This is a genomic window from Mycobacterium tuberculosis complex sp. N0072, from assembly GCF_030323725.1.
GTDB lineage: Bacteria > Actinomycetota > Actinomycetes > Mycobacteriales > Mycobacteriaceae > Mycobacterium > Mycobacterium tuberculosis.
In genome coordinates, this window is record NZ_CP040689.1 from 3,379,621 (window position 1) to 3,400,452 (window position 20,832).

The following is a 20,832-nucleotide window of genomic DNA, read 5'->3' on the forward strand; positions in this document are numbered from 1 at the left end:
AAAGCCTAATGGGTGGCCGGACGGCCGACGCCGGCTGCCGAAACGCCGTGGATACATCGTTGTGCCACAGTGTTGGCCGTGCGTTCGTATCTATTGCGTATCGAGCTGGCCGACCGGCCGGGCAGCCTTGGGTCGCTGGCGGTCGCGCTCGGCTCGGTGGGCGCCGACATCCTCTCGCTCGACGTGGTCGAGCGCGGCAACGGCTATGCGATCGACGACCTGGTGGTCGAACTGCCCCCGGGAGCGATGCCCGACACGCTGATCACTGCTGCCGAGGCGCTGAACGGCGTCCGGGTAGACAGCGTCCGCCCGCACACCGGCCTGTTGGAAGCCCACCGCGAGCTGGAACTGCTCGATCATGTGGCCGCGGCTGAGGGCGCGACCGCACGGCTCCAGGTTCTGGTCAACGAGGCCCCCCGGGTGCTCCGGGTGAGCTGGTGCACGGTGTTGCGCAGTTCCGGCGGGGAGCTGCACCGTCTGGCCGGCAGCCCAGGTGCGCCGGAGACCCGGGCCAATTCGGCGCCCTGGCTGCCGATCGAGCGGGCCGCGGCGCTGGACGGCGGCGCCGACTGGGTGCCGCAAGCCTGGCGCGACATGGATACCACCATGGTCGCGGCTCCATTGGGTGACACGCACACCGCGGTGGTGCTGGGCAGGCCAGGCCCGGAATTTCGCCCGTCGGAGGTGGCGCGGTTGGGTTATCTAGCCGGCATCGTGGCGACGATGCTGCGCTGAGCGGTTCGTTGGCAACCAAGGTTCGCCGAGCGTAACGCCACTGCGAAAAACCGCGCGGAGATTCGCAGTGCCGTTACGTTCGTGACGCGGGTCCGTCGGCCAGCAGTCTCCGGAACCCATCCTCGTCCAGAATCGGCACCCCCAACTCCACCGCCTTGTCGTATTTGGATCCCGGCGAGTCTCCGGCGACGACATAGTTGGTCTTCTTCGACACCGAGCCGGCGGCCTTGCCGCCGCGGGCCACGATCGCCTCCTTGGCGTCGTCGCGGGAGAAACCGGTCAGCGAGCCGGTGACCACGATGGTCAGCCCGGCCAGCGTGCGTGGCACACTCTCGTCACGCTCGTCGACCATTCGCACCCCGGCGGCCCGCCACTTGTCGACGATCTCGCGGTGCCAGTCGACGGCGAACCACTCGGTGACCGCGGCGGCAATGGTCGGCCCCACCCCCTCGACGGCGGCCAGCTGGTCGGTGGACGCCGCGGCGATGGCGTCAAGGCTGCCGAACTCGGTGGCCAGGGCGCGGGCCGCCGTCGGCCCGACATGGCGGATGGACAGCGCCACCAGCACCCGCCACAGCGGTGCCGCCTTGGCCTTGTCGAGGTTGACCAGCAGCCGTTTGCCGTTGGCCGACAGTTCGCCTGCCTTGGTTCGGAACAGGTCGGTGCGCAGCAAGTCCCGCTCGGTCAGCGCGAACAGCTCGCCCTCGTCGGCGATCACCTTCGCCTGCAAGAGCGCCACACCCGCCTCGTAACCGAGCACCTCGATGTCTAGGCCGTTGCGGCTGGCGACGTGGAAAACCCGCTCCCGCAGTTGCCCCGGGCAGCCGCGGGCGTTGGGGCAACGGATGTCGGCGTCGCCTTCCTTCTCCGGCGCCAACGGCGAACCGCACTCCGGGCAGGTGGTGGGCATGATGAATTCGCGTTCGGAGCCATCGCGCAGTTCGACGACGGGTCCCAGCACCTCGGGGATCACGTCGCCGGCCTTGCGGATCACCACGGTGTCGCCGATCAGCACGCCCTTGCGCTTGATCTCCGAGGCGTTGTGCAGGGTGGCCTGTCCCACCGTCGACCCGGCCACCTTCACCGGCGTCATGAACGCAAACGGCGTGATCCGCCCGGTGCGGCCGACGTTCACCCGGATGTCGAGCAGCTTGGTCTGCGCTTCCTCGGGCGGGTACTTGTAGGCGATGGCCCAGCGCGGCGCCCGCGACGTGGAACCCAGCCTGCGCTGCAACGCCACCTCGTCGACTTTGACCACCACGCCGTCGATTTCGTGGTCCACCTCGTGGCGGTGCTCGCCCCAGTAGTCGATGCGCTCGCGCACACCGGCCAGGTCGGTTGCCAGGGTGGTGTGTTCGGAAACCGGCAGTCCCCATGCCCGCAACGCCAGGTATGCCTGATGCAGGGTGGCCGGGCGAAAGCCCTCCACGTGGCCCAGCCCGTGGCAGATCATCCGCAGCCGGCGGCGCGCGGTGACCGCCGGGTCTTTCTGGCGCAGCGATCCCGCCGCGCTGTTGCGGGGGTTGGCGAACGGCGCCTTGCCCTCCTCGACGAGGCTGGCGTTGAGCGCCTGGAAGTCGTCCAGCCGGAAGAAGACCTCGCCGCGGACCTCGAGGACCTCGGGCACCGGGTAGTCGTCGCCGGGGGTGAGCCGTTCGGGAACGTCGGCGATGGTCCGGGCGTTCAGGGTGACGTCCTCGCCGGTGCGCCCGTCGCCGCGGGTGGAGGCCCGGGTCAGCCGTCCCTCGCGGTAGACCAAAGACAGCGCGACGCCGTCGATCTTGAGCTCACACAGGTAATGTGCGGCGTCTCCGACCTCGGCATGGATGCGGCCGGCCCAGGCGGCGAGTTCGTCGGCGGTGAACGCGTTGTCGAGGCTGAGCATTCGTTCGAGATGGTCGACGGGCTCGAAATCCGTGGCGAAGCCGGCACCGCCGACCAGCTGGGTCGGCGAATCGGGCGTGCGCAGCTCGGGATGCTGCTCCTCGAGGGCTTCCAGACGGCGCAGCAGCTCGTCGAATTCCGCGTCGCTGATGATCGGCGCGTCCCGCACGTAATAACGGAACTGGTGCTCACGCACCTCCTCGGCCAGTGCCTGCCACTGCCGCAACACCTCGGGAGCGGTCTGATCGGCGTCTGGGGAGCTCACTCTGGCAGGCTAGCCGAGGGGGCTCTTCCCTCAGATGGCCTCTGGGTCCCGCGCGAACGCCTCAGCGACATCACGGGCAAGCCCGACCGCGGTGCGGGCCCACTGCCCCGTCGCATTGGCCAGACCACACGCCGGGCTGACGCCGAGTCGATCGCGTAGCGCCGAGCGAGGAACGCCGAGCCGATCGGTGACCGCGACCGCCGCAGCAGCGACCTCTTCCATCGAAGGTGCTCGCTCCGGGGCGGTCACCGGGACCAGGCCCAGCACGACGGTTCGGCCCGACTCGACAAATGCCGCGACAGCATCCAAATCCGCAGCCTGCAGTGTGCTCGCATCCACCGATACCGCACTAATTCTGCTGCGCTGCAGCAGATCCCACGGCAAATCCGGACTGCAGCTGTGTAGCGCTACGTCCGCGTCGACAGCCGCGATGCAAGTGTCGAGCAGCGCTTCGGCCACCGTCTCGTCGAGCGGGGCAACCGGGCTCAACGCGGTCACCCCGGTCAGCCGGCCGCCCAACGCCGCCGGCAACGACGGCTCGTCGAACTGCACCACCACCGGTGTGTCAAGTCGACGCGCCAGCGCCGCGCGATGCGCGGCAACGCCTTCGGCCAGCGAGGCGGCCAGGTCACGCACGGCTCCGGGGTCGGTGATCGCCCGGTGACCGTTGGCCAGCTCCAACCCCGCGACCAATGTGACTGGCCCGGGCGCCTGCACCTTCACCGCCCGCCCACAGCCACGCAGGCCCGCGGTCTCCCAGGCCTCTTCTAAGGCATCCATATCCTCGTCGAGGAGGCTCGCGGCCCGCCGTGTCACCGCGCCGGGTCGAGCAGCGATGCGGTAGCCACGAGGCACGGTGTCAATCGCCACGTCGACCAGCAGTCCGCCGGCTCGCCCCAGCATGTCGGCGCCGACGCCCCTGGCGGGCAGCTCGGTGAGATAGGCCAATGCACCCGCCAACTCCCCGACCACGACCTGCGCGGCCTCTCGCGCGGCGGTGCCCGGCCACGATCCGATCCCGGTGGCCGTTGCGAAAACACTCACCCGGCAACCGTATTCGACCTCACATCGTCGGCTGGCCGCCAGGGGTGTCTGCTGCAGGTTCGCCCGGGTACCTTCGAAGCAGAAGGGTGGCAGATGGTGGGATTGACGCGGCCGCTGCTGTTATGTGGCGCGACACTACTGATTGCGGCGTGCACCCGGGTGGTGGGCGGCACGGCTTCGGCGACTTTTGGCGGTGACCGACAGGGCATGCTTGACGTCGCTACGATCCTGTTGGATCAGTCACGGATGCAAGCAATCACCGGCTCCGGCGATGACCTGACGATCATCCCCACGATGGACACGACGTATCCCGTCGACGTCGACGATTTCGCCCAACCCATACCACGAGAATGCCGGTTCATCTATGCCGAGACGGCAGTCTTTGGCTCTGAGATCGAAGCGTTTCACAAGACCACCTTCCAGGACCGGCCAGATGGCAGTCTGATCTCCGAGGCGGCCGCCGCCTATCGGGATGCCGGCACCGCCCGGCGTGCCTTCGACACCCTGGCGGTCACCGTCCACGACTGCGCGGCAAGTCCGGCAGGCTGGCTGTTCGTCAGTAGGTGGACCGCCGGCGGCAATTCCCTACACATCCGGGCCGGCGATTGCGGTCGCGACTACCGGGTCCTATCGGCGGCCCTGTTGGAAGTGACCTTCTGCGGCTTCCCGGAATCGGTCTCCGACATCGTGATGACGAACATCGCCGCCAACGTGCCGGGTTAGCACCTCGAGCCCGCGTTCAGGATGCCAGGACGGATGTCAACGTGGTCAGTTGTGCGTTGCGCTGCGCGACGACATTGGTGCTGACATTTCCACCACGCGCGTTTAGTCTCCGGCGTCGGCGGCCGTGGCTGGACCCGCATGGCGCGGGTCCAGCCACCGACCCCGGAACGACCCCACCCTAATCGTTCCGCAGTCTGACGAATCGCCTACCGGCCTTTCCAGCACCCCGATCTGGCGTAGTGCTCGCCGGCACCGACGGTAGGCCCGCGCGAGAGCCTCCATGGCCTGATTCCACTGGGCCTGCCAGTCCTGATGACTCATCCCGAGATCACCTTGGCAAGCACGCGACGGCGCGGTGCGCTCACTGGCGATATCGGCCCCCAAGCTCTGCGTCGTGCCCGTATAACCGGCCATGTCTCCGACATTGGCCGTCATCGCCGGGTAGCTGTACATACTCTGCGACACCACGAATCCCTTTCAAATATTCCGGGCAATGATTTTTAGACACTCTTTCGATCGAAAATTTGGTCGAGTTCACGGCCGTCAGATCGTCAAACTGACACCAACCCCCCATCACCGGCCACACCGACCAAATCCGGCCCCCAGCTGCCCGGCAGCATCGGCACCGGCGCACCATCACCAAACTCATCGGCCAACACCGTCAACCCCGCCGGCTGCCCAACCGACTCCTTGCCAGCCGTCCCAACAAACCCCAACGCCCCAGCACCCCGATCAGAAGCCAGCACCGACACCGACGTGCTCGCGGGAGCCGGCTCCACCGCCGACACCAACCGCGCCTGCGGCGACACCACACCACCCGACACCGGCGCCACACTGCCCACCAACGCCGCCGGCGCGCCAGCAGCCGCACCCACCGCCGGCAGAGCGGCCAATCCCGCCACCCCGGCCAACCCAGCTACACCCGGAACCACAGCAGCGGCCAACGCCCCCAACAACGGCCCCCCCAAAAGGGGAACAACACCAAACAGATTCCCAATAACCCACTCGACAACTATGTCTATAACGCCCGCAATGGCATACAATAATCCGACCGCAACATAAGAAGCATTGATAGCGAACTCTGTCAATAGTTGAGCATTGGATGCCAACGTAATAATGAACCCAATAATGTTGAAACCCAGGATATCCACAAAGAGCTGGAACCAAACCCAAGCCACCGCAGGGAGTTCGGAAAGCAAAGCGGACAGATACTGGTCATATGCTGCGAACGTTTCTTCTAAAAACTGTACAATTTCGTGCCATGGGAATGGGGTTATGGTTGCGGCGGCCACGGCGTTGCTGGCTTCATTGGCGCCGGGTTTGACGATGACCGGTGCCGGGCCGGTGTGTGGTGTGGCCACCAGCGCGGCACCCACCACCGCCTCATAGGCGCTCATCGCGGTGGCCGCCTGGACCCACATCCGCACATAGTCGGCCTCGTTGAGCGCGATCGGGATCGTGTTGATCCCAAAGAAATTCGTCGCCACCAACACCGCATGCGTGAGGTGGTTGGCCGCCAACTCCGGCAACGTCGGCATCTCCGCCAACGCACAAACATAGCCAGCCGCCGCGGCCTCATGCTCACCGGCCGCCGCCGCGCTATCCGCACTGGCCTGCACCAACCACGCCACATACGGCACATAGGCGGCCACAAACAACTCAGCACTGGGACCCTGCCACACCCCGGCCCCCACCGCGGCCACCACCACGCTCAACTCTTGCGCCACAGCGGCGTACTCGGCGCTTAACGCGCTCCACCCCGCCGCGGCCGCCTGCAACGAACCCGGCCCCGGACCAGCACTTAGCAGCGCCGAATGCACCTCCGGCGGCGACGCCAACCACACCGGCGCCGTCACAACGACCCACCCGAAACCAGATACGTCGCCGCCGCCACCGCATCACCGGCGGCATAACCGATCCCAGACTCACCCACAGCGACCCCGGAACGACCCAGCTCCTCGACCCCTTCGCCCGCGATCGCCGCATGCTCGCTACCTAAGGCGCTAAACCCCACCGCACTCTGCAACGACACCGGATCCGCCGCCGGCGCCACCACCGCCGTAATCGCCGGCGCCGCGCCAGCGTGTGCGGCGGCCAGCCGTGCGGTCAACGCCTCCACCGCCGCACTGGCGGCCGCCAAACCCTCAGGAACCACTCTCAGCGTCACCACCCACACTCCTTCCTTAGGCGTCACACACCCGCACGACCGGTTACCGTCACCAGCGGAGCGAATTATTGACACCTGTCTTGACGCCTGTCTTGACATGCGTCAGGCAATATTGATCTCACAGATCGTTGCGTATGTCAACTGTTATTGATAGCTACTATTACGTAGGCGTAGGTGACGGCTCCGTAGGATTCGGGGACTAGCCCGTTGCTTGGGCTGCCCGACCCCCGCCCCGTCCCACGCAACCCGGCTGCCCGTCGTCGGGCGACATCCCGGTCTCTATCGGCGGACCCGAGCAGCCGCCCGGCTAGCCAGTCGCGGCCAAGGCCAGGGACGTGGTGTACGAGTGAAGGTTCCTCGCGTGATCCTTCGGGTGGCAGTCTAGGTGGTCAGTGCTGGGGTGTTGGTGGTTTGCTGCTTGGCGGGTTCTTCGGTGCTGGTCAGTGCTGCTCGGGCTCGGGTGAGGACCTCGAGGCCCAGGTAGCGCCGTCCTTCGATCCATTCGTCGTGTTGTTCGGCGAGGACGGCTCCGACGAGGCGGATGATCGAGGCGCGGTCGGGGAAGATGCCCACGACGTCGGTTCGGCGTCGTACCTCTCGGTTGAGGCGTTCCTGGGGGTTGTTGGACCAGATTTGGCGCCAGATCTGCTTGGGGAAGGCGGTGAACGCCAGCAGGTCGGTGCGGGCGGTGTCGAGGTGCTCGGCCACCGCGGGGAGTTTGTCGGTCAGAGCGTCGAGTACCCGATCATATTGGGCAACAACTGATTCGGCGTCGGGCTGGTCGTAGATGGAGTGCAGCAGGGTGCGCACCCACGGCCAGGAGGGCTTCGGGGTGGCTGCCATCAGATTGGCTGCGTAGTGGGTTCTGCAGCGCTGCCAGGCCGCTGCGGGCAGGGTGGCGCCGATCGCGGCCACCAGGCCGGCGTGGGCGTCGCTGGTGACCAGCGCGACCCCGGACAGGCCGCGGGCGACCAGGTCGCGGAAGAACGCCAGCCAGCCGGCCCCGTCCTCGGCGGAGGTGACCTGGATGCCCAGGATCTCTCGGTAGCCCTCGGCGTTGACGCCGGTGGCGATCAAGGTGTGCACCCCGACGACGCGGCCTGCCTCGCGCACCTTGAGCACCAGGGCGTCGGCGGCGAGGAAGGTATACGGGCCGGCATCGAGCGGGCGGGTCCGAAACGCCTCTACGGCTTCGTCGAGCTCTTTGGCCATGATCGACACTTGCGACTTGGAAAGCTTTGTCACACCAAGTGTTTCGACCAGGCGCTCCATCCGGCGAGTGGATACTCCCAGCAGGTAGCAGGTCGCCACCACGCTGGTCAGTGCGCGTTCAGCTCGCTTGCGGCGCTGCAGCAGCCAGTCCGGGAAATAGCTGCCCTGGCGCAGCTTGGGGATCGCGACGTCGATGGTTGCGGCACGGGTGTCGAAATCACGGTGGCGGTAGCCGTTGCGCTGATTGGACCGCTCATCGCTGCGTTCGCGGTAGCCCGCCCCGCACAGGGCGTCGGCTTCAGCCCCCATCAAGGCGGCGATGAACGTCGAGAGCAGCCCGCGCAGCAGATCCGGGCTCGCCTGTGCGAGTTGGTCAGCCAGAAGCTGCTCGGCGTCGATAAGATGAGAAGAGGTCATTGCGTCATTTCCTTCGATTGACTTTTGCTGGTCGTTTCGAAGGATCACGCGATGACCGCCCACTACTGGGCTACGACACGCCCACCGGCCTTACCTGCCCGTACACCACACCCCTGGACGTAACTCCAGTCGCCGGGTTTCTACGAGTGATTTGGCGCCGAGTCAAGCCCCGGGGTTGCCGCCAGTCGACAACCCTGAAGCGCCGGCGATGGTCGCGCTGCCGAGCACCTCGTCACCGGCTGGGTCAGGTCGGTAGAGCACCAGCGTCTGGCCGCGCGCCACGCCGCGCAGCGGGGCATGCAACTGCACGAAAAGCGCATCGCCGATCAATTCCGCTACCGCACTGACGGTTTCACCGTGCGCACGCACTTGGACCACGCAGTCAACGGGTCCTGACGGCGCGGCTCCGGCGGTGAAGACGGGAGCGCGCCCAGTCAGCGTTTGCACATCAAGGTCGGTCACGTCACCTACGTGAACGGTGGCGGTGTCGGCGTCGATCGCCGTGACATAGCGCGGACGACCATTCGGGCCCGGCCCGGCGATGCCCAGGCCTCTACGCTGCCCGATGGTGAACCCGTGCACCCCATCATGGGAAGCCAGCACCACACCATCCGCGTCAACCACCACACCACGGCGAACCCCGATGCGCTCACCCAAAAAAGCCTTGGTGTTCCCGGACGGTATGAAGCAGATGTCGTGGCTATCCGGCTTGTTGGCGACCGCCAGGCCGCGGCGGGCCGCCTCGGCACGGATCTGCCGCTTCGGCGTGTCGCCGATCGGGAACGCGGCGTGGCGCAGCTGCTGCGCAGTGAGCACGGCAAGCACATAAGACTGATCCTTGTCCCGGTCGACGGCGCGGCGCAGCCGCCCACCCGACAGCCGGGCGTAGTGGCCGGTGGCCACCGTATCGAAACCCAACGCCACAGCCCTGGCGGACAGAGCAGCGAACTTGATCTGCTGATTGCACCGCACGCAAGGGTTCGGAGTTTCCCCGCGGGCATACGACGACACGAAGTCGTTGATCACGTCCTCTTTGAACTTCTCTGCGAAATCCCAAACATAAAACGGGATTCCGAGCACATCGGCGACGCGGCGCGCGTCTGCAGCGTCCTCTTTGGAACAACAGCCCCGCGAGCCGGTGCGCAGCGTGCCGGGCGCGGTCGATAGCGCCATGTGCACTCCGACCACCTCGTGTCCGGCATCGACCATGCGGGCGGCAGCAACAGACGAGTCGACGCCACCGCTCATCGCGGCGAGAACTTTCATCGGGATGCTCCCGCGGCGGCTAGGGCGGCCCGCCGTGCACGTGCCACCGCCCCGGGAAGCACCTCCAACGCGGCATCGACATCAGCCTCAACACTGGTGTGCCCCAGCGAGAGACGCAATGATCCGCGGGCGCTGGCCGCGTCGACGCCCATTGCAATCAACACATGCGAGGGCTGCGCTACACCTGCCGTGCAGGCCGATCCGGTTGAGCACTCGATTCCGTTAGCGTCCAACAACATCAACAGCGCATCGCCTTCGCAGCCACGGAAAGTGAAGTGCGCGTTACCCGCTAGCCGCATCGGGTCATCGGCGCCGTTAAGGCAAACATCGTCAATCTCAGCCAGCACACCCTCGACCAGACGATCCCGCAGCAGCCGTAACCGCGCGCTGTTTTCCTCGAGTCCGTCCACCGCGATCTGCGCGGCCGTCGCCATTCCAACTGCACTGGCGACATCGGGTGTGCCGGAACGAATATCGCGCTCCTGCCCACCGCCGTGCATAAGGGGCACGCAGGTGACGTCGCGGCGCAGCAGCAACGCACCCACTCCTGGCGGGCCACCGAATTTGTGCCCGGCCACGCTCATCGCCGACAGCCCGCTGGCCCCGAAGTCAAGCGGGAGCTGTCCCACCGCCTGAATGGCATCACTGTGCATCGGCACGCCGAATTCCATGGCGACAACTGACATTTCGGCGATCGGTAGAATAGTTCCGACCTCGTTGTTGGCCCACATCACCGATACCAGCGCGACGTCGTCGTGGCTCTGCAGTGCCTCGCGCAGCGCAGTTGCCGACACCGAGCCGTCGGCGGCGGTCGGCAGCCAGGTCACATGGGCGCCTTCGTGTTCCACGAGCCAGTTCACCGAGTCCAGTACGGCGTGGTGTTCCACCTCGGTGGTGACGATGCGACGGCGGTGCGGCTCCGCATCGCGGCGTGCCCAATAGATACCTTTGACAGCCAGGTTGTCGCTTTCGGTGCCGCCCGCGGTGAAGATCACCTCGGACGGACGAGCGCCTAGCTTGTCCGCGATCAGCTCACGGGCCTCCTCGATCCGCCGGCGCGCCGAGCGCCCGCTGGTGTGCAGCGACGACGCATTGCCGATGGTGCGCTGCACGGCCGCCATCGCCTCGATGGCGGCGGGGTGCATCGGGGTGGTGGCAGCGTGATCCAGGTAGGCCATGACGCACCTAGAATACTGGCCCGGGCGGCGACGCAGAACGTGCGCGCAGGCCACGGCCGCAGCAGCGGCTGGGCAATCTGGCTGGGGCCAGACCACTTAGGTCGCCGGCACGTGCCGGCGGCCTGGGCGTTGCCCCGACTGCCCCAAGGCTCCCGCAAGCACCGCTGACTGGCAACGGCGCGCGAGATTCCGACGATCGGTACCTGGCAGCTGCAAAGACTCGACGCGCACCCAGGCCAGCGTGCGGCGCACGGTCAGCAGCCGGCAAACCGACCGCACCAAGGTGTCGTCGCCGACAAAGGCCGGAGCGGTCGAGACGGTGCCGTCGACGTGGTGATATGTCAACCGGAGTGGCTGCACCGGGCGGCCGGCATCGATTGCGGCCTGGAACATCGCCGGATAGAAAGCCCCACAACCGCGATGCGAGCACCCGGCTCCTGCTCGGGCCGCTGGACGGCCGGCATCGTCGCCCGGCCGACCGCACCAGGTGGTGCCCTCGGGGAAGGCCACCACCGTCTGACCGGCGCGCAGCCGACGCGCGATGGTATCGACAACCCCGGGAAGCCGCCGCAGGCTGGCTCGCTCGATCGGAATGATCTTCAGAATGCGCGCCACGATCCCTATAGTCCGTCCGGTGAACATGTCGGCGCGCGCGACGAACGACCCGGGCAACACCGAACCGATGCAGAAGACGTCCAACCAGGACACGTGCCCGCTGACCACCAGGACTCCGCGCAGGTTCCGAACTGGACTACCCGACACCGTGATCCGGACACCGAAAAGGCGCAGCACCAACCGGCAGTAGATGCGTTGCACCCGCGTTCGGCCCGGCAGTGGCATCACCACCAGCGGCACTCCCGGTACCAGGAGCAGAGCCAACATGACGCGAAGCGCTACCCGCAGCACCACCAGCGGCCGCCGCACCTGCGCAGCGTCGCCGACACTCACGCAGCTGACGCCGCACGTTGCGCGGGGCAACCAGGAGTGTTCGGTGACTGCGGGAGCGCTCATCGCGCGTCGTTCACCATTTCCGAGGCCGCCGCAACCGACCGCAGTCGTCGCAGATATCGCGTATCGGCGTGGTCCTTATCCAGTAGCAGGCAGAAGTCGCCCACGCCAAAGTCCGGGTCGTGCGCCGGCTCCCCGCAGGCCCGCGCGCCCAGTCTCAGGTAACCGCGCATCAGCGGGGGAACTGCTGGCCGTGGCGGAGGGAGAATGTCGTCGAGGGACCTCCCGTCCACGCGCACCGGCCGGTAGGGGTACACCTGGCACTGCGGCGGCGCGGCATGCCGGTTGAGGATGAAGTCGCGCACCCCACGCAGCCGGCTGCCCGGCGTTTCACCGTCTCCCCCGATTGGTACTGACACACATCCGGTCACATAGTCATAGCCGTATCGGTCCAGGTAGGCCAGGATGCCCGCCCACGTCAACAACACCACCCCACCGTTGCGGTGACCCTCGCGCACCACGGCGCGGCCCATCTCCACCAACGACGGCCGCAGCGGATCGAACGCGCAAACGTCGAATTCCGTTGCGGTGTAGAGTCCTCCGGCGGCGATGGCACCCGCCGGTGCCAGCATCCGGTAGCAACCCACCAGCTCACCGGTGTCGTCGTCGCGGACCAGCAGGTGATCGCAGTACTCGTCGAACCGGTCGCCATCCCGGCGCGTATCCGCGGCCGCCGGCAGTGCGAAGCCTGGCGTAGTGCTGAACACGTCATAGCGGAGCCGCTGCGCCGCCTCGACCATGCTGGGATCGGTGGATAGCAACAGGGAATAGCGCGGTCCGGTTGACGATCCTGTCGCGACGCCATGCGGTTTGTCACTGGGTATCAGCACAGAAGCGATGCTCATAGCACCAACGTGGCGCAGCCGATCAGCTAATCGGCATCAACGTTGTGACGTGTCGGTGCACGTCAGATGACGAACTGTTGGGCTAGGTGAGCAGGCGCCAAGGCCCCCCACGCCTCGGCGTGTCGGGGTCTTTTGCGACTGCTCGCGCAGGGAACCTAGCCCTTGCGGGCCTTGATGGCCTCGGTCAGCTGCGGAGCGACCTTGAACAGGTCTCCCACCACCCCGTAGTCGGCGATCTCAAAGATCGGCGCCTCTTCGTCCTTGTTGACCGCGACGATGGTCTTGGACGTCTGCATGCCAGCGCGGTGCTGGATCGCCCCGGAGATGCCCAGGGCAATGTAGAGCTGGGGCGACACCGTCTTGCCGGTCTGGCCGACCTGGAACTGGCCCGGGTAGTAGCCGGAGTCGACTGCGGCACGCGAGGCCCCGACCGCGGCGCCCAGCGAGTCGGCCAGCGCCTCGACCACGCTGAAGTTCTCCGCGCTGCCGACACCACGGCCACCGGCCACCACAATGGTCGCCTCGGTCAGCTCCGGCCGGTCGCCGGCGACCGCCGGTTCGCGCGCGGTGATCCTGGCGGCGTTCTCCGCCGCAGCCGGCACTTCCACGCTGACCTGCTCACCGGCGCCGGCGGCCGGCTCCGCCTCCACGGCTCCTGCGCGCACGGTGATCACCGGGGTGTCGCCGTTGGCCTGCGCTTCGACGGTGAACGCCCCACCGAAGATGCTGTGGACACCCACTCCACCTTCTCTCACGTCGACCACGTCGACCAGCAGACCCGAGCCGATCCGAGCCGCAAGTCGGCCGGCGATCTCCTTGCCGTCCGCGGTGGCGGCGATTAGTACGCCGGCAGGGGCCGAGGACTCGGCCAGCCCGGCCAGCACGTCGACCGCCGGGGTGATCAGGTATTTGTCGACAAGGTCGGACTCGGCGACGTAGATCTTGGCGGCACCAGCCGCCTTAAGCCCGTCCACCAGCGGCGCGGCCGTCCCCGGCACACCGACGACGACGGCGGCTGGTTCGCCCAAGGCGCGGGCGGCGGTGATCAATTCGGCGCTGACCTTCTTTAACGCGCCTTCAGCGTGCTCAACGAGCACCAGTACTTCAGCCATGGGTTATATCGCTCTCGTCTTTGGGAGGTGCGTATGTCTTAGATGATTTTCTGGGCAACCAGGTACTGCACGATCTGGTTGCCGCCTTCACCCTCGTCGGTGACCTTCTCCCCGGCAGTCTTGGCCGGTTTGGGCGTCGACGCCAGCACGGTGGATCCGGCGTTGGCCAGCCCCACCTCGTCGCTCTCGACACCGATCTCGGCCAGGGTCAGCACGGTAACTTCCTTCTTCTTGGCGGCCATGATGCCTTTGAAGGACGGGAAGCGCGGCTCGTTGATCTTCTCGTTCACGCTGATCACCGCGGGCAGCGTGGCCTCGAGGGTGAATACGCCCTCATCGGTCTCACGCTCGCCGGTGATCTTGCCGCCCTCGATCGACACTTTGCGCAGGTGGGTGAGCTGCGGCAGGCCCAGGTACTCGGCGATGATGGCCGGCACCGCACCGCCCACCCCGTCGGTCGATTCGTTGCCTGCGATCACCAGCTCGGTGCCCTCGATGGTGCCCAACGCGCGCGCCAAAGCCCACCCGGTTTGGATGACGTCCGAGCCGTGCATGCCGTCGTCCTTTAGGTGGACGGCCTTGTCGGCACCCATCGACAGCGCCTTGCGGATCGCCTCGGTGGCGCGCTCGGGGCCCGCCGTCAGCACGGTTACCGACCCTTCGATGCCGTCGGCGGCCTCTTTCTCCCGAATCTGTAGCGCTTCCTCCACGGCGCGCTCGTTGATCTCGTCCAGCACCGCGTCGGCGGCCTCGCGGTCCAGCGTGAAATCGCCGTCGGTCAGCTTGCGCTCCGACCAGGTATCTGGGACCTGCTTGATCAGGACCACGATGTTCGTCATGACTGTGGTTCGTCCTCCTCGAAGGCGGCCCGCAGCGCTCGACTGCGGAACCTCGGTCACACGTTTTGCAACCGCACAGCGATATTACTATTCGGTAAGTTCGCGTGGTGCGCCCTCACACCATAGCGGGTGGTAGAGCAGGTTCCCACGCCTGTGCCTCGCCCACGACCGGCGGATACTCCCGGTGCCCGGTTCGCGAATCCGATGCCACGGGTTAGCCTGCCTTAACAATGTGCGCATTCGTTCCCCACGTTCCCCGCCATAGCCGAGGCGACAACCCGCCGTCGGCCTCCACGGCTAGCCCTGCGGTGTTGACGCTGACCGGCGAGCGCACCATCCCCGATCTGGACATCGAGAACTACTGGTTTCGCCGCCACCAGGTCGTCTACCAGCGGCTGGCACCCCGCTGCACGGCCCGCGACGTGCTGGAAGCCGGCTGCGGCGAGGGATATGGCGCCGACCTGATCGCCTGCGTCGCTCGCCAGGTCATCGCGGTGGACTACGACGAGACTGCGGTGGCCCATGTCCGGAGCCGCTATCCCCGAGTGGAGGTGATGCAAGCAAACCTGGCCGAGCTGCCATTGCCCGACGCGTCGGTAGACGTCGTGGTCAACTTCCAGGTCATCGAGCATCTGTGGGATCAAGCCCGATTCGTTCGCGAGTGCGCCCGGGTACTGCGGGGCTCGGGACTGTTGATGGTGTCCACCCCCAACCGGATCACCTTTTCCCCCGGCCGCGATACCCCGATCAACCCATTCCACACCCGCGAGCTCAATGCCGACGAGCTCACTTCGCTGTTGATCGACGCGGGATTCGTCGATGTGGCCATGTGCGGGTTGTTTCATGGCCCACGCCTGCGCGACATGGACGCCCGCCACGGCGGCTCCATCATCGACGCACAGATCATGCGGGCGGTGGCCGGCGCACCGTGGCCACCCGAGCTAGCCGCAGACGTCGCGGCGGTCACCACCGCCGACTTCGAGATGGTGGCAGCGGGTCACGACCGTGACATCGATGACAGCCTGGATCTGATCGCGATCGCGGTGCGGCCTTGAACACGTCCGCAAGCCCGGTGCCCGGCCTGTTCACGCTTGTTCTGCACACTCACCTGCCCTGGCTGGCCCACCACGGGCGCTGGCCGGTCGGCGAGGAATGGCTCTATCAGTCGTGGGCGGCGGCCTACCTGCCGCTGCTGCAGGTGCTGGCCGCGCTGGCCGACGAGAACCGGCACCGGTTGATCACCCTCGGGATGACGCCGGTGGTCAACGCCCAGCTCGACGACCCATACTGCCTCAACGGTGTGCATCACTGGCTAGCCAACTGGCAGCTGCGCGCCGAAGAGGCCGCCAGCGTGCGGTATGCCCGTCAGTCGAAGTCGGCTGACTATCCGTCATGCACACCGGAGGCGTTGCGGGCCTTTGGGATTCGCGAATGTGCCGATGCAGCTCGCGCGCTCGACAACTTCGCCACGCGGTGGCGGCACGGCGGCAGCCCACTGCTGCGCGGCCTGATCGACGCCGGCACGGTGGAGCTGCTCGGTGGCCCACTTGCCCACCCGTTCCAGCCGCTGCTGGCACCGCGGCTGCGCGAGTTCGCGCTGCGCGAAGGCCTCGCCGATGCTCAGCTGCGGCTGGCGCACCGCCCGAAAGGGATCTGGGCACCCGAATGCGCATACGCCCCGGGGATGGAGGTCGACTACGCCACCGCGGGGGTCAGTCACTTCATGGTCGACGGCCCGTCGCTGCACGGCGACACCGCGCTGGGCCGGCCGGTGGGGAAAACCGATGTGGTCGCCTTCGGTCGCGACTTGCAGGTCAGCTACCGGGTGTGGTCACCGAAATCCGGCTACCCCGGGCACGCCGCCTACCGCGACTTCCACACCTACGACCACCTGACCGGACTCAAACCGGCCAGGGTCACCGGGCGTAACGTGCCGTCGGAGCAAAAGGCACCCTACGATCCCGAGCGCGCTGACCGCGCCGTCGACGTCCATGTTGCCGATTTCGTCGACGTGGTGCGCAATCGGCTGCTCTCCGAGTCCGAGCGCATCGGCCGGCCCGCCCACGTGATCGCCGCCTTCGACACCGAGTTGTTCGGCCACTGGTGGTACGAGGGCCCAACCTGGCTGCAACGGGTATTGCGGGCTTTACCCGCCGCCGGTGTCCGGGTGGGCACCCTGAGCGATGCGATCGCCGACGGATTCGTCGGCGACCCGGTCGAATTGCCACCCAGCTCTTGGGGTTCCGGCAAGGACTGGCAGGTGTGGAGCGGTGCCAAGGTGGCCGATCTGGTCCAGCTCAACAGCGAAGTGGTCGATACCGCGTTGACCACCATCGACAAGGCGCTGGCCCAGACAGCGTCCCTGGACGGACCGCTGCCTCGCGATCACGTTGCTGATCAGATCCTGCGCGAGACCCTGCTCACCGTGTCCAGCGACTGGCCGTTCATGGTGAGCAAGGACTCCGCCGCCGACTACGCCCGCTATCGTGCTCACCTGCACGCACACGCCACCCGGGAGATCGCCGGCGCGCTGGCCGCGGGCCGACGCGACACCGCACGGCGGCTCGCCGAAGGGTGGAACCGCGCCGACGGTCTGTTCGGCGCCCTGGACGCTCGGAGGCTGCCCAAGTGAACGCCTCGCACAGGCGGAACCGGCCGCGCGCATGAGGATCCTCATGGTGTCGTGGGAGTACCCGCCGGTGGTGATCGGCGGACTCGGCCGCCACGTGCATCATCTGTCGACCGCGCTAGCCGCAGCCGGTCACGATGTCGTCGTGTTGTCCCGGTGTCCGTCGGGCACCGATCCCAGCACACACCCATCCTCCGATGAGGTGACCGAAGGGGTCCGGGTGATTGCGGCCGCGCAGGACCCGCACGAGTTCACGTTTGGCAACGACATGATGGCCTGGACCCTGGCGATGGGCCACGCCATGATCCGCGCCGGGCTGCGCTTGAAGAAACTTGGCACCGACCGCTCGTGGCGTCCTGACGTCGTGCACGCACACGACTGGCTGGTGGCCCATCCGGCCATCGCCCTTGCCCAGTTCTATGACGTGCCAATGGTTTCCACGATTCATGCAACGGAGGCCGGTCGACATTCCGGCTGGGTCTCCGGAGCTCTCAGCCGTCAGGTGCACGCGGTCGAGTCGTGGCTGGTGCGTGAATCCGATTCGCTGATCACATGCTCGGCGTCGATGAACGACGAGATCACCGAGCTGTTCGGGCCCGGGCTGGCCGAGATCACCGTGATCCGTAACGGCATTGACGCGGCGCGCTGGCCGTTCGCGGCCCGCCGCCCGCGCACCGGGCCAGCCGAATTGCTCTATGTGGGGCGGCTGGAGTACGAGAAGGGCGTGCACGACGCCATCGCCGCGCTGCCGCGGCTCAGGCGCACTCACCCAGGCACCACACTGACCATCGCCGGCGAAGGCACCCAGCAGGATTGGTTGATCGATCAGGCCCGCAAACACCGGGTGCTCAGAGCAACCAGGTTCGTCGGACACCTCGACCACACCGAGCTGCTGGCGTTGCTGCACCGAGCCGACGCCGCGGTGCTGCCCAGCCACTACGAACCGTTTGGGCTGGTGGCACTGGAGGCCGCCGCGGCCGGCACCCCGCTGGTGACGTCCAACATCGGCGGTCTGGGTGAAGCGGTCATCAATGGACAGACCGGGGTGTCGTGTGCACCCCGCGACGTAGCGGGGCTGGCCGCCGCGGTGCGTAGCGTGCTCGACGATCCGGCCGCCGCGCAGCGGCGCGCACGAGCCGCCCGGCAACGGCTCACCTCCGACTTCGACTGGCAGACGGTGGCCACCGCGACCGCGCAGGTGTACCTGGCGGCGAAGCGCGGTGAACGGCAGCCGCAGCCCCGGTTGCCCATCGTCGAGCACGCTCTTCCCGATCGGTAGCCGTGGCAGGGACGTGATGATCGGAGCACCGCAGTGAAACCGCAGGACCAGGGGCTCCACTTCCCCTATCGCTACGACCTTCGACTGGCGCCTATGTGGCTACCGTTTCGATGGCCGGGCAGCCAAGGCGTGACCGTGACCGAGGATGGCCGCTTCGTCGCACGCTACGGGCCGTTTCGCGTCGAGGCGCCACTGTCTAGCGTCCGCGATGCGCACATCACCGGCCCATACCGATGGTGGACAGCGGTGGGCCCCCGACTGTCGATGGTCGACGACGGACTCACGTTCGGAACCAACGCAGCTGCCGGTGTCTGCATCCACTTCGAGCCGCGGATCCACCGCGTGATTGGACTGCGGGACCATTCGGCGCTGACAGTGACCGTTGCGGACCCCGAAGGGCTGGTCGCCGCGCTCAGCAGCTAGTTCGCCGAGCGCCCCGTGCTGGGCACAACCCGACTCGGCCTGGAGGCGCCTGCATCCAAGCCGCACCGGCGCACAATTATCTGCCGGAGGTCAACCCCCTTTATCGATTCGGTATCGAAGACGCCGTTTGACATGCCATGATCGGCGAATTCGCAGTTTGAGATGCCAGGGAGGCGACATGGCTCACTCGATCGTTCGCACGCTGCTGGCCTCAGGTGCCGCCACGGCCCTGATCGCCATTCCCACAGCCTGCTCGTTTTCGATCGGAACGTCGCACTCGCACTCGGTGAGCAAGGCCGAGGTCGCCCGGCAGATCACCGCCAAGATGACAGACGCCGCCGGCAACAAGCCCGAATCGGTGACGTGCCCAAGCGATCTCCCGGCAGAGGTCGGGGCCGAGCTGAATTGCGAAATGAAGATCAAGGACCGCACGTTCAACGTCAACGTCACCGTGACCAGTGTCGACGGTAGCGACGTCAAGTTCGACATGGTGGAGACCGTCGACAAGAACCAGGTTGCCAACATCATCAGCGACAAACTGTTCCAGCGGGTGGGCGCCAGGCCCGATTCGGTGACCTGCCCCGACAATCTAAAGGGCGTCGAGGGAGCCAAACTGCGGTGTCGACTGACCGACGGCAGCAAAACGTATGGCATCTCGGTGATTGTCACCAGCGTTGACGCCGGCGATGTCAACTTCGATTTCAAGGTCGATGACCACCCCGAGTAGGCTCACCGTGGAATCGGCTGCCCGGCAGCCAATTTCGCGTACCCGATGTGGATGGTCGCCGGAGCACCATCGGCTTTAGGGTGCTCGGGGCTAGCGGGCCGCCTTCTTGCGTTCGATGTCGGCCAAGGCAGCGGCTAGCTCAGCGCGCTGCGCGGCCGATGCCTCCCAGGACAGCTGGCGGTTCTTGACCACCTTGGCCGGCGCCCCGACCGCGATCGAATAGTCGGGAATTGCGCCGCGGACCACCGTGTGCGAGCCGAGCACGCAGCCCCGTCCGATGGTGGTGCCGCGCAGCACGCTCACCTTCACGCCGATCCAGGTGTCGGGCCCGATCCGCACCGGACTCTTGATGATGCCCTGGTCTTTGATCGGCAGCGTGATGTCGTCCATCCGGTGGTCGAAATCGCAGATATAGCACCAGTCGGCCATTAGCACCGAGTCCCCGATCTCGATGTCGAGATAGGTGTTGATGACGTTGTCCCGGCCCAGCACCACCTTGTCGCCGAACCGCAGCGAGCCCTCGTGGGCACGGATCGTGTTCTTGTCCCCGATGTGCACCCAGCGGCCGATCTCCAGTTGCGCTAGTTCCGGTGTCGCGTGGATCTCCACACCCTTGCCGAGAAACACCATGCCGCGGGTGATGATGTGCGGGTTGGCCAGCTTGAACCTCAACAGCCGCCAGTAGCGCACCAGGTACCACGGAGTGTAGGCGCGGTTGGCAAGCACCCATTTCAGCGATGCCAGCGTGAGGAACTTGGCCTGACGTGGGTCGCGCAGCCGCGATCCTCGCCACCTGCGGTGAAGCGGAGCACCCCACATGGTTGTCATTGGCGCAGAGCTTAGCTTAGCTGTCGGACCTGTTTGGGCGTATCGGCGCATCTGAGAATGCGCATCGGCGCGCGAGGTGACGCCGGTGGCCGCCCCCGCGGGGGCGGTGATCGGCACCCGGCCCCACACCACACCCGATGACGAGCCCAAACTGAGGACGTTCACGACACTTACACCACGTACACGACACGCCCACGGACAACCGGGAACCGCCACCGGCCAAGGACGCGAGGAACCGAATCTCGCCCGCC

The 20,832-nt window shown here is 66.7% G+C and carries 20 protein-coding genes; 7 read left to right on the forward strand and 13 right to left on the reverse strand.

The window, feature by feature from the left end; translation table 11 throughout:
- The first annotated feature begins 78 nt into the window (after window positions 1–78).
- A complete protein-coding gene (locus FF952_RS15915; RefSeq protein ID WP_003901515.1) occupies window positions 79–735 on the forward strand; it encodes an ACT domain-containing protein in 657 nt (218 codons plus the stop codon).
- A gap of 73 nt (window positions 736–808) precedes the next feature.
- Here the strand turns inward: FF952_RS15915 and ligA are convergent, their stop codons facing one another.
- Together ligA and FF952_RS15925 are read right to left on the reverse strand one after the other, a co-directional pair.
- Complete coding sequence (ligA, locus tag FF952_RS15920; RefSeq protein ID WP_003415263.1) at window positions 809–2,884, reverse strand: NAD-dependent DNA ligase LigA; 2,076 nt, start codon at window positions 2,882–2,884, stop codon at window positions 809–811.
- Between the two features lie 30 nt (window positions 2,885–2,914).
- Window positions 2,915–3,928, reverse strand: coding sequence for a uroporphyrinogen decarboxylase/cobalamine-independent methonine synthase family protein (locus tag FF952_RS15925; RefSeq protein WP_003415268.1), 1,014 nt, complete (start codon window positions 3,926–3,928; stop codon window positions 2,915–2,917).
- A gap of 93 nt (window positions 3,929–4,021) precedes the next feature.
- On the opposite strand from FF952_RS15925, the gene FF952_RS15930 reads away from it, so the two are divergent.
- Complete coding sequence (locus tag FF952_RS15930) at window positions 4,022–4,651, forward strand: sensor domain-containing protein (RefSeq protein ID WP_003415270.1); 630 nt, start codon at window positions 4,022–4,024, stop codon at window positions 4,649–4,651.
- A 102-nt stretch (window positions 4,652–4,753) separates the two neighbouring features.
- On the opposite strand, the gene esxQ is transcribed toward FF952_RS15930, so the two are convergent.
- The 10 genes from esxQ to FF952_RS15980 all read right to left on the reverse strand — a co-directional run bounded on the left by esxQ (window position 4,754) and on the right by FF952_RS15980 (window position 14,695).
- On the reverse strand, window positions 4,754–5,116 hold the full coding sequence (gene esxQ / locus FF952_RS15935) for a type VII secretion system ESX-3 effector EsxQ (protein ID WP_003415272.1): 363 nt from the start codon (window positions 5,114–5,116) through the stop codon (window positions 4,754–4,756).
- Between the two features lie 86 nt (window positions 5,117–5,202).
- Window positions 5,203–6,507, reverse strand: a complete 1,305-nt coding sequence (locus tag FF952_RS15940) for a PPE family protein (RefSeq protein ID WP_024470851.1) — start codon at window positions 6,505–6,507, stop codon at window positions 5,203–5,205.
- On the reverse strand, window positions 6,504–6,818 hold the full coding sequence (locus FF952_RS15945; RefSeq protein WP_003415766.1) for a PE family protein: 315 nt from the start codon (window positions 6,816–6,818) through the stop codon (window positions 6,504–6,506). The genes FF952_RS15940 and FF952_RS15945 overlap by 4 nt, the downstream gene beginning before the upstream one ends.
- Before the next feature lie 381 nt (window positions 6,819–7,199).
- A complete protein-coding gene (locus FF952_RS15950) occupies window positions 7,200–8,447 on the reverse strand; it encodes an IS256-like element IS1081 family transposase (protein ID WP_003901078.1) in 1,248 nt (415 codons plus the stop codon).
- A 162-nt stretch (window positions 8,448–8,609) separates the two neighbouring features.
- Window positions 8,610–9,713, reverse strand: a complete 1,104-nt coding sequence (gene mnmA / locus FF952_RS15955) for a tRNA 2-thiouridine(34) synthase MnmA (protein ID WP_003415909.1) — start codon at window positions 9,711–9,713, stop codon at window positions 8,610–8,612.
- Window positions 9,710–10,891, reverse strand: a complete 1,182-nt coding sequence (locus tag FF952_RS15960) for a cysteine desulfurase family protein (protein ID WP_003415911.1) — start codon at window positions 10,889–10,891, stop codon at window positions 9,710–9,712. The genes mnmA and FF952_RS15960 overlap by 4 nt, the downstream gene beginning before the upstream one ends.
- Window positions 10,892–10,987: 96 nt before the next feature.
- Window positions 10,988–11,902 (reverse strand): lysophospholipid acyltransferase family protein, encoded by a 915-nt coding sequence (locus tag FF952_RS15965; protein ID WP_003415914.1) that lies wholly within the window; start codon window positions 11,900–11,902, stop codon window positions 10,988–10,990.
- A complete protein-coding gene (locus FF952_RS15970) occupies window positions 11,899–12,744 on the reverse strand; it encodes a GNAT family N-acetyltransferase (RefSeq protein WP_031680804.1) in 846 nt (281 codons plus the stop codon). Before FF952_RS15970 ends, FF952_RS15965 begins: the two co-directional genes overlap by 4 nt.
- Before the next feature lie 155 nt (window positions 12,745–12,899).
- A complete protein-coding gene (locus tag FF952_RS15975; protein WP_003899889.1) occupies window positions 12,900–13,856 on the reverse strand; it encodes an electron transfer flavoprotein subunit alpha/FixB family protein in 957 nt (318 codons plus the stop codon).
- A gap of 38 nt (window positions 13,857–13,894) precedes the next feature.
- Window positions 13,895–14,695 carry an electron transfer flavoprotein subunit beta/FixA family protein gene (locus FF952_RS15980; protein ID WP_003415921.1) on the reverse strand — a complete coding sequence of 267 codons (801 nt, stop codon included), beginning with the start codon at window positions 14,693–14,695 and terminating at the stop codon, window positions 13,895–13,897.
- Between the two features lie 230 nt (window positions 14,696–14,925).
- On the opposite strand from FF952_RS15980, the gene FF952_RS15985 reads away from it, so the two are divergent.
- The 5 genes from FF952_RS15985 to FF952_RS16005 all read left to right on the forward strand — a co-directional run bounded on the left by FF952_RS15985 (window position 14,926) and on the right by FF952_RS16005 (window position 19,753).
- Window positions 14,926–15,750, forward strand: a complete 825-nt coding sequence (locus FF952_RS15985) for a class I SAM-dependent methyltransferase (protein ID WP_003415922.1) — start codon at window positions 14,926–14,928, stop codon at window positions 15,748–15,750.
- Window positions 15,747–17,327 (forward strand): 1,4-alpha-glucan branching protein domain-containing protein, encoded by a 1,581-nt coding sequence (locus tag FF952_RS15990; protein ID WP_003899891.1) that lies wholly within the window; start codon window positions 15,747–15,749, stop codon window positions 17,325–17,327. The genes FF952_RS15985 and FF952_RS15990 overlap by 4 nt, the downstream gene beginning before the upstream one ends.
- Window positions 17,328–17,358: 31 nt before the next feature.
- Window positions 17,359–18,603: a glycogen synthase gene (locus tag FF952_RS15995; RefSeq protein ID WP_003415928.1), complete on the forward strand. Its 1,245-nt coding sequence runs from the start codon at window positions 17,359–17,361 to the stop codon at window positions 18,601–18,603.
- 33 nt (window positions 18,604–18,636) lie between these two features.
- Window positions 18,637–19,026, forward strand: coding sequence for a hypothetical protein (locus FF952_RS16000; RefSeq protein WP_003415930.1), 390 nt, complete (start codon window positions 18,637–18,639; stop codon window positions 19,024–19,026).
- Window positions 19,027–19,204: 178 nt separating this feature from the next.
- Window positions 19,205–19,753, forward strand: a complete 549-nt coding sequence (locus FF952_RS16005) for an anti-apoptotic protein (protein WP_003415932.1) — start codon at window positions 19,205–19,207, stop codon at window positions 19,751–19,753.
- A gap of 90 nt (window positions 19,754–19,843) precedes the next feature.
- Here FF952_RS16005 and FF952_RS16010 read toward each other — a convergent pair whose 3' ends face one another.
- The gene (locus tag FF952_RS16010) at window positions 19,844–20,581 is read right to left on the reverse strand and encodes an acyltransferase (protein WP_015631518.1); all 738 of its coding nucleotides are present in this window, start codon (window positions 20,579–20,581) and stop codon (window positions 19,844–19,846) included.
- Window positions 20,582–20,832 lie beyond the last annotated feature (251 nt).

What these genes read in the sequence shown, in the direction of transcription:
- FF952_RS15930 (WP_003415270.1), top strand. Translation starts at nt 4,022, where the DNA reads ATGGTGGGATTGACGCGGCCGCTGCTGTTATGTGGCGCGACACTACTG.
- FF952_RS15950 (WP_003901078.1), bottom strand. Translation starts at nt 8,447, where the DNA reads ATGACCTCTTCTCATCTTATCGACGCCGAGCAGCTTCTGGCTGACCAA.
- mnmA (WP_003415909.1), bottom strand. Translation starts at nt 9,713, where the DNA reads ATGAAAGTTCTCGCCGCGATGAGCGGTGGCGTCGACTCGTCTGTTGCT.
- FF952_RS15960 (WP_003415911.1), bottom strand. Translation starts at nt 10,891, where the DNA reads ATGGCCTACCTGGATCACGCTGCCACCACCCCGATGCACCCCGCCGCC.
- FF952_RS15965 (WP_003415914.1), bottom strand. Translation starts at nt 11,902, where the DNA reads ATGAGCGCTCCCGCAGTCACCGAACACTCCTGGTTGCCCCGCGCAACG.
- FF952_RS15970 (WP_031680804.1), bottom strand. Translation starts at nt 12,744, where the DNA reads ATGAGCATCGCTTCTGTGCTGATACCCAGTGACAAACCGCATGGCGTC.
- FF952_RS15975 (WP_003899889.1), bottom strand. Translation starts at nt 13,856, where the DNA reads ATGGCTGAAGTACTGGTGCTCGTTGAGCACGCTGAAGGCGCGTTAAAG.
- FF952_RS15980 (WP_003415921.1), bottom strand. Translation starts at nt 14,695, where the DNA reads ATGACGAACATCGTGGTCCTGATCAAGCAGGTCCCAGATACCTGGTCG.
- FF952_RS15985 (WP_003415922.1), top strand. Translation starts at nt 14,926, where the DNA reads ATGTGCGCATTCGTTCCCCACGTTCCCCGCCATAGCCGAGGCGACAAC.
- FF952_RS15995 (WP_003415928.1), top strand. Translation starts at nt 17,359, where the DNA reads ATGAGGATCCTCATGGTGTCGTGGGAGTACCCGCCGGTGGTGATCGGC.
- FF952_RS16005 (WP_003415932.1), top strand. Translation starts at nt 19,205, where the DNA reads ATGGCTCACTCGATCGTTCGCACGCTGCTGGCCTCAGGTGCCGCCACG.
- FF952_RS16010 (WP_015631518.1), bottom strand. Translation starts at nt 20,581, where the DNA reads ATGACAACCATGTGGGGTGCTCCGCTTCACCGCAGGTGGCGAGGATCG.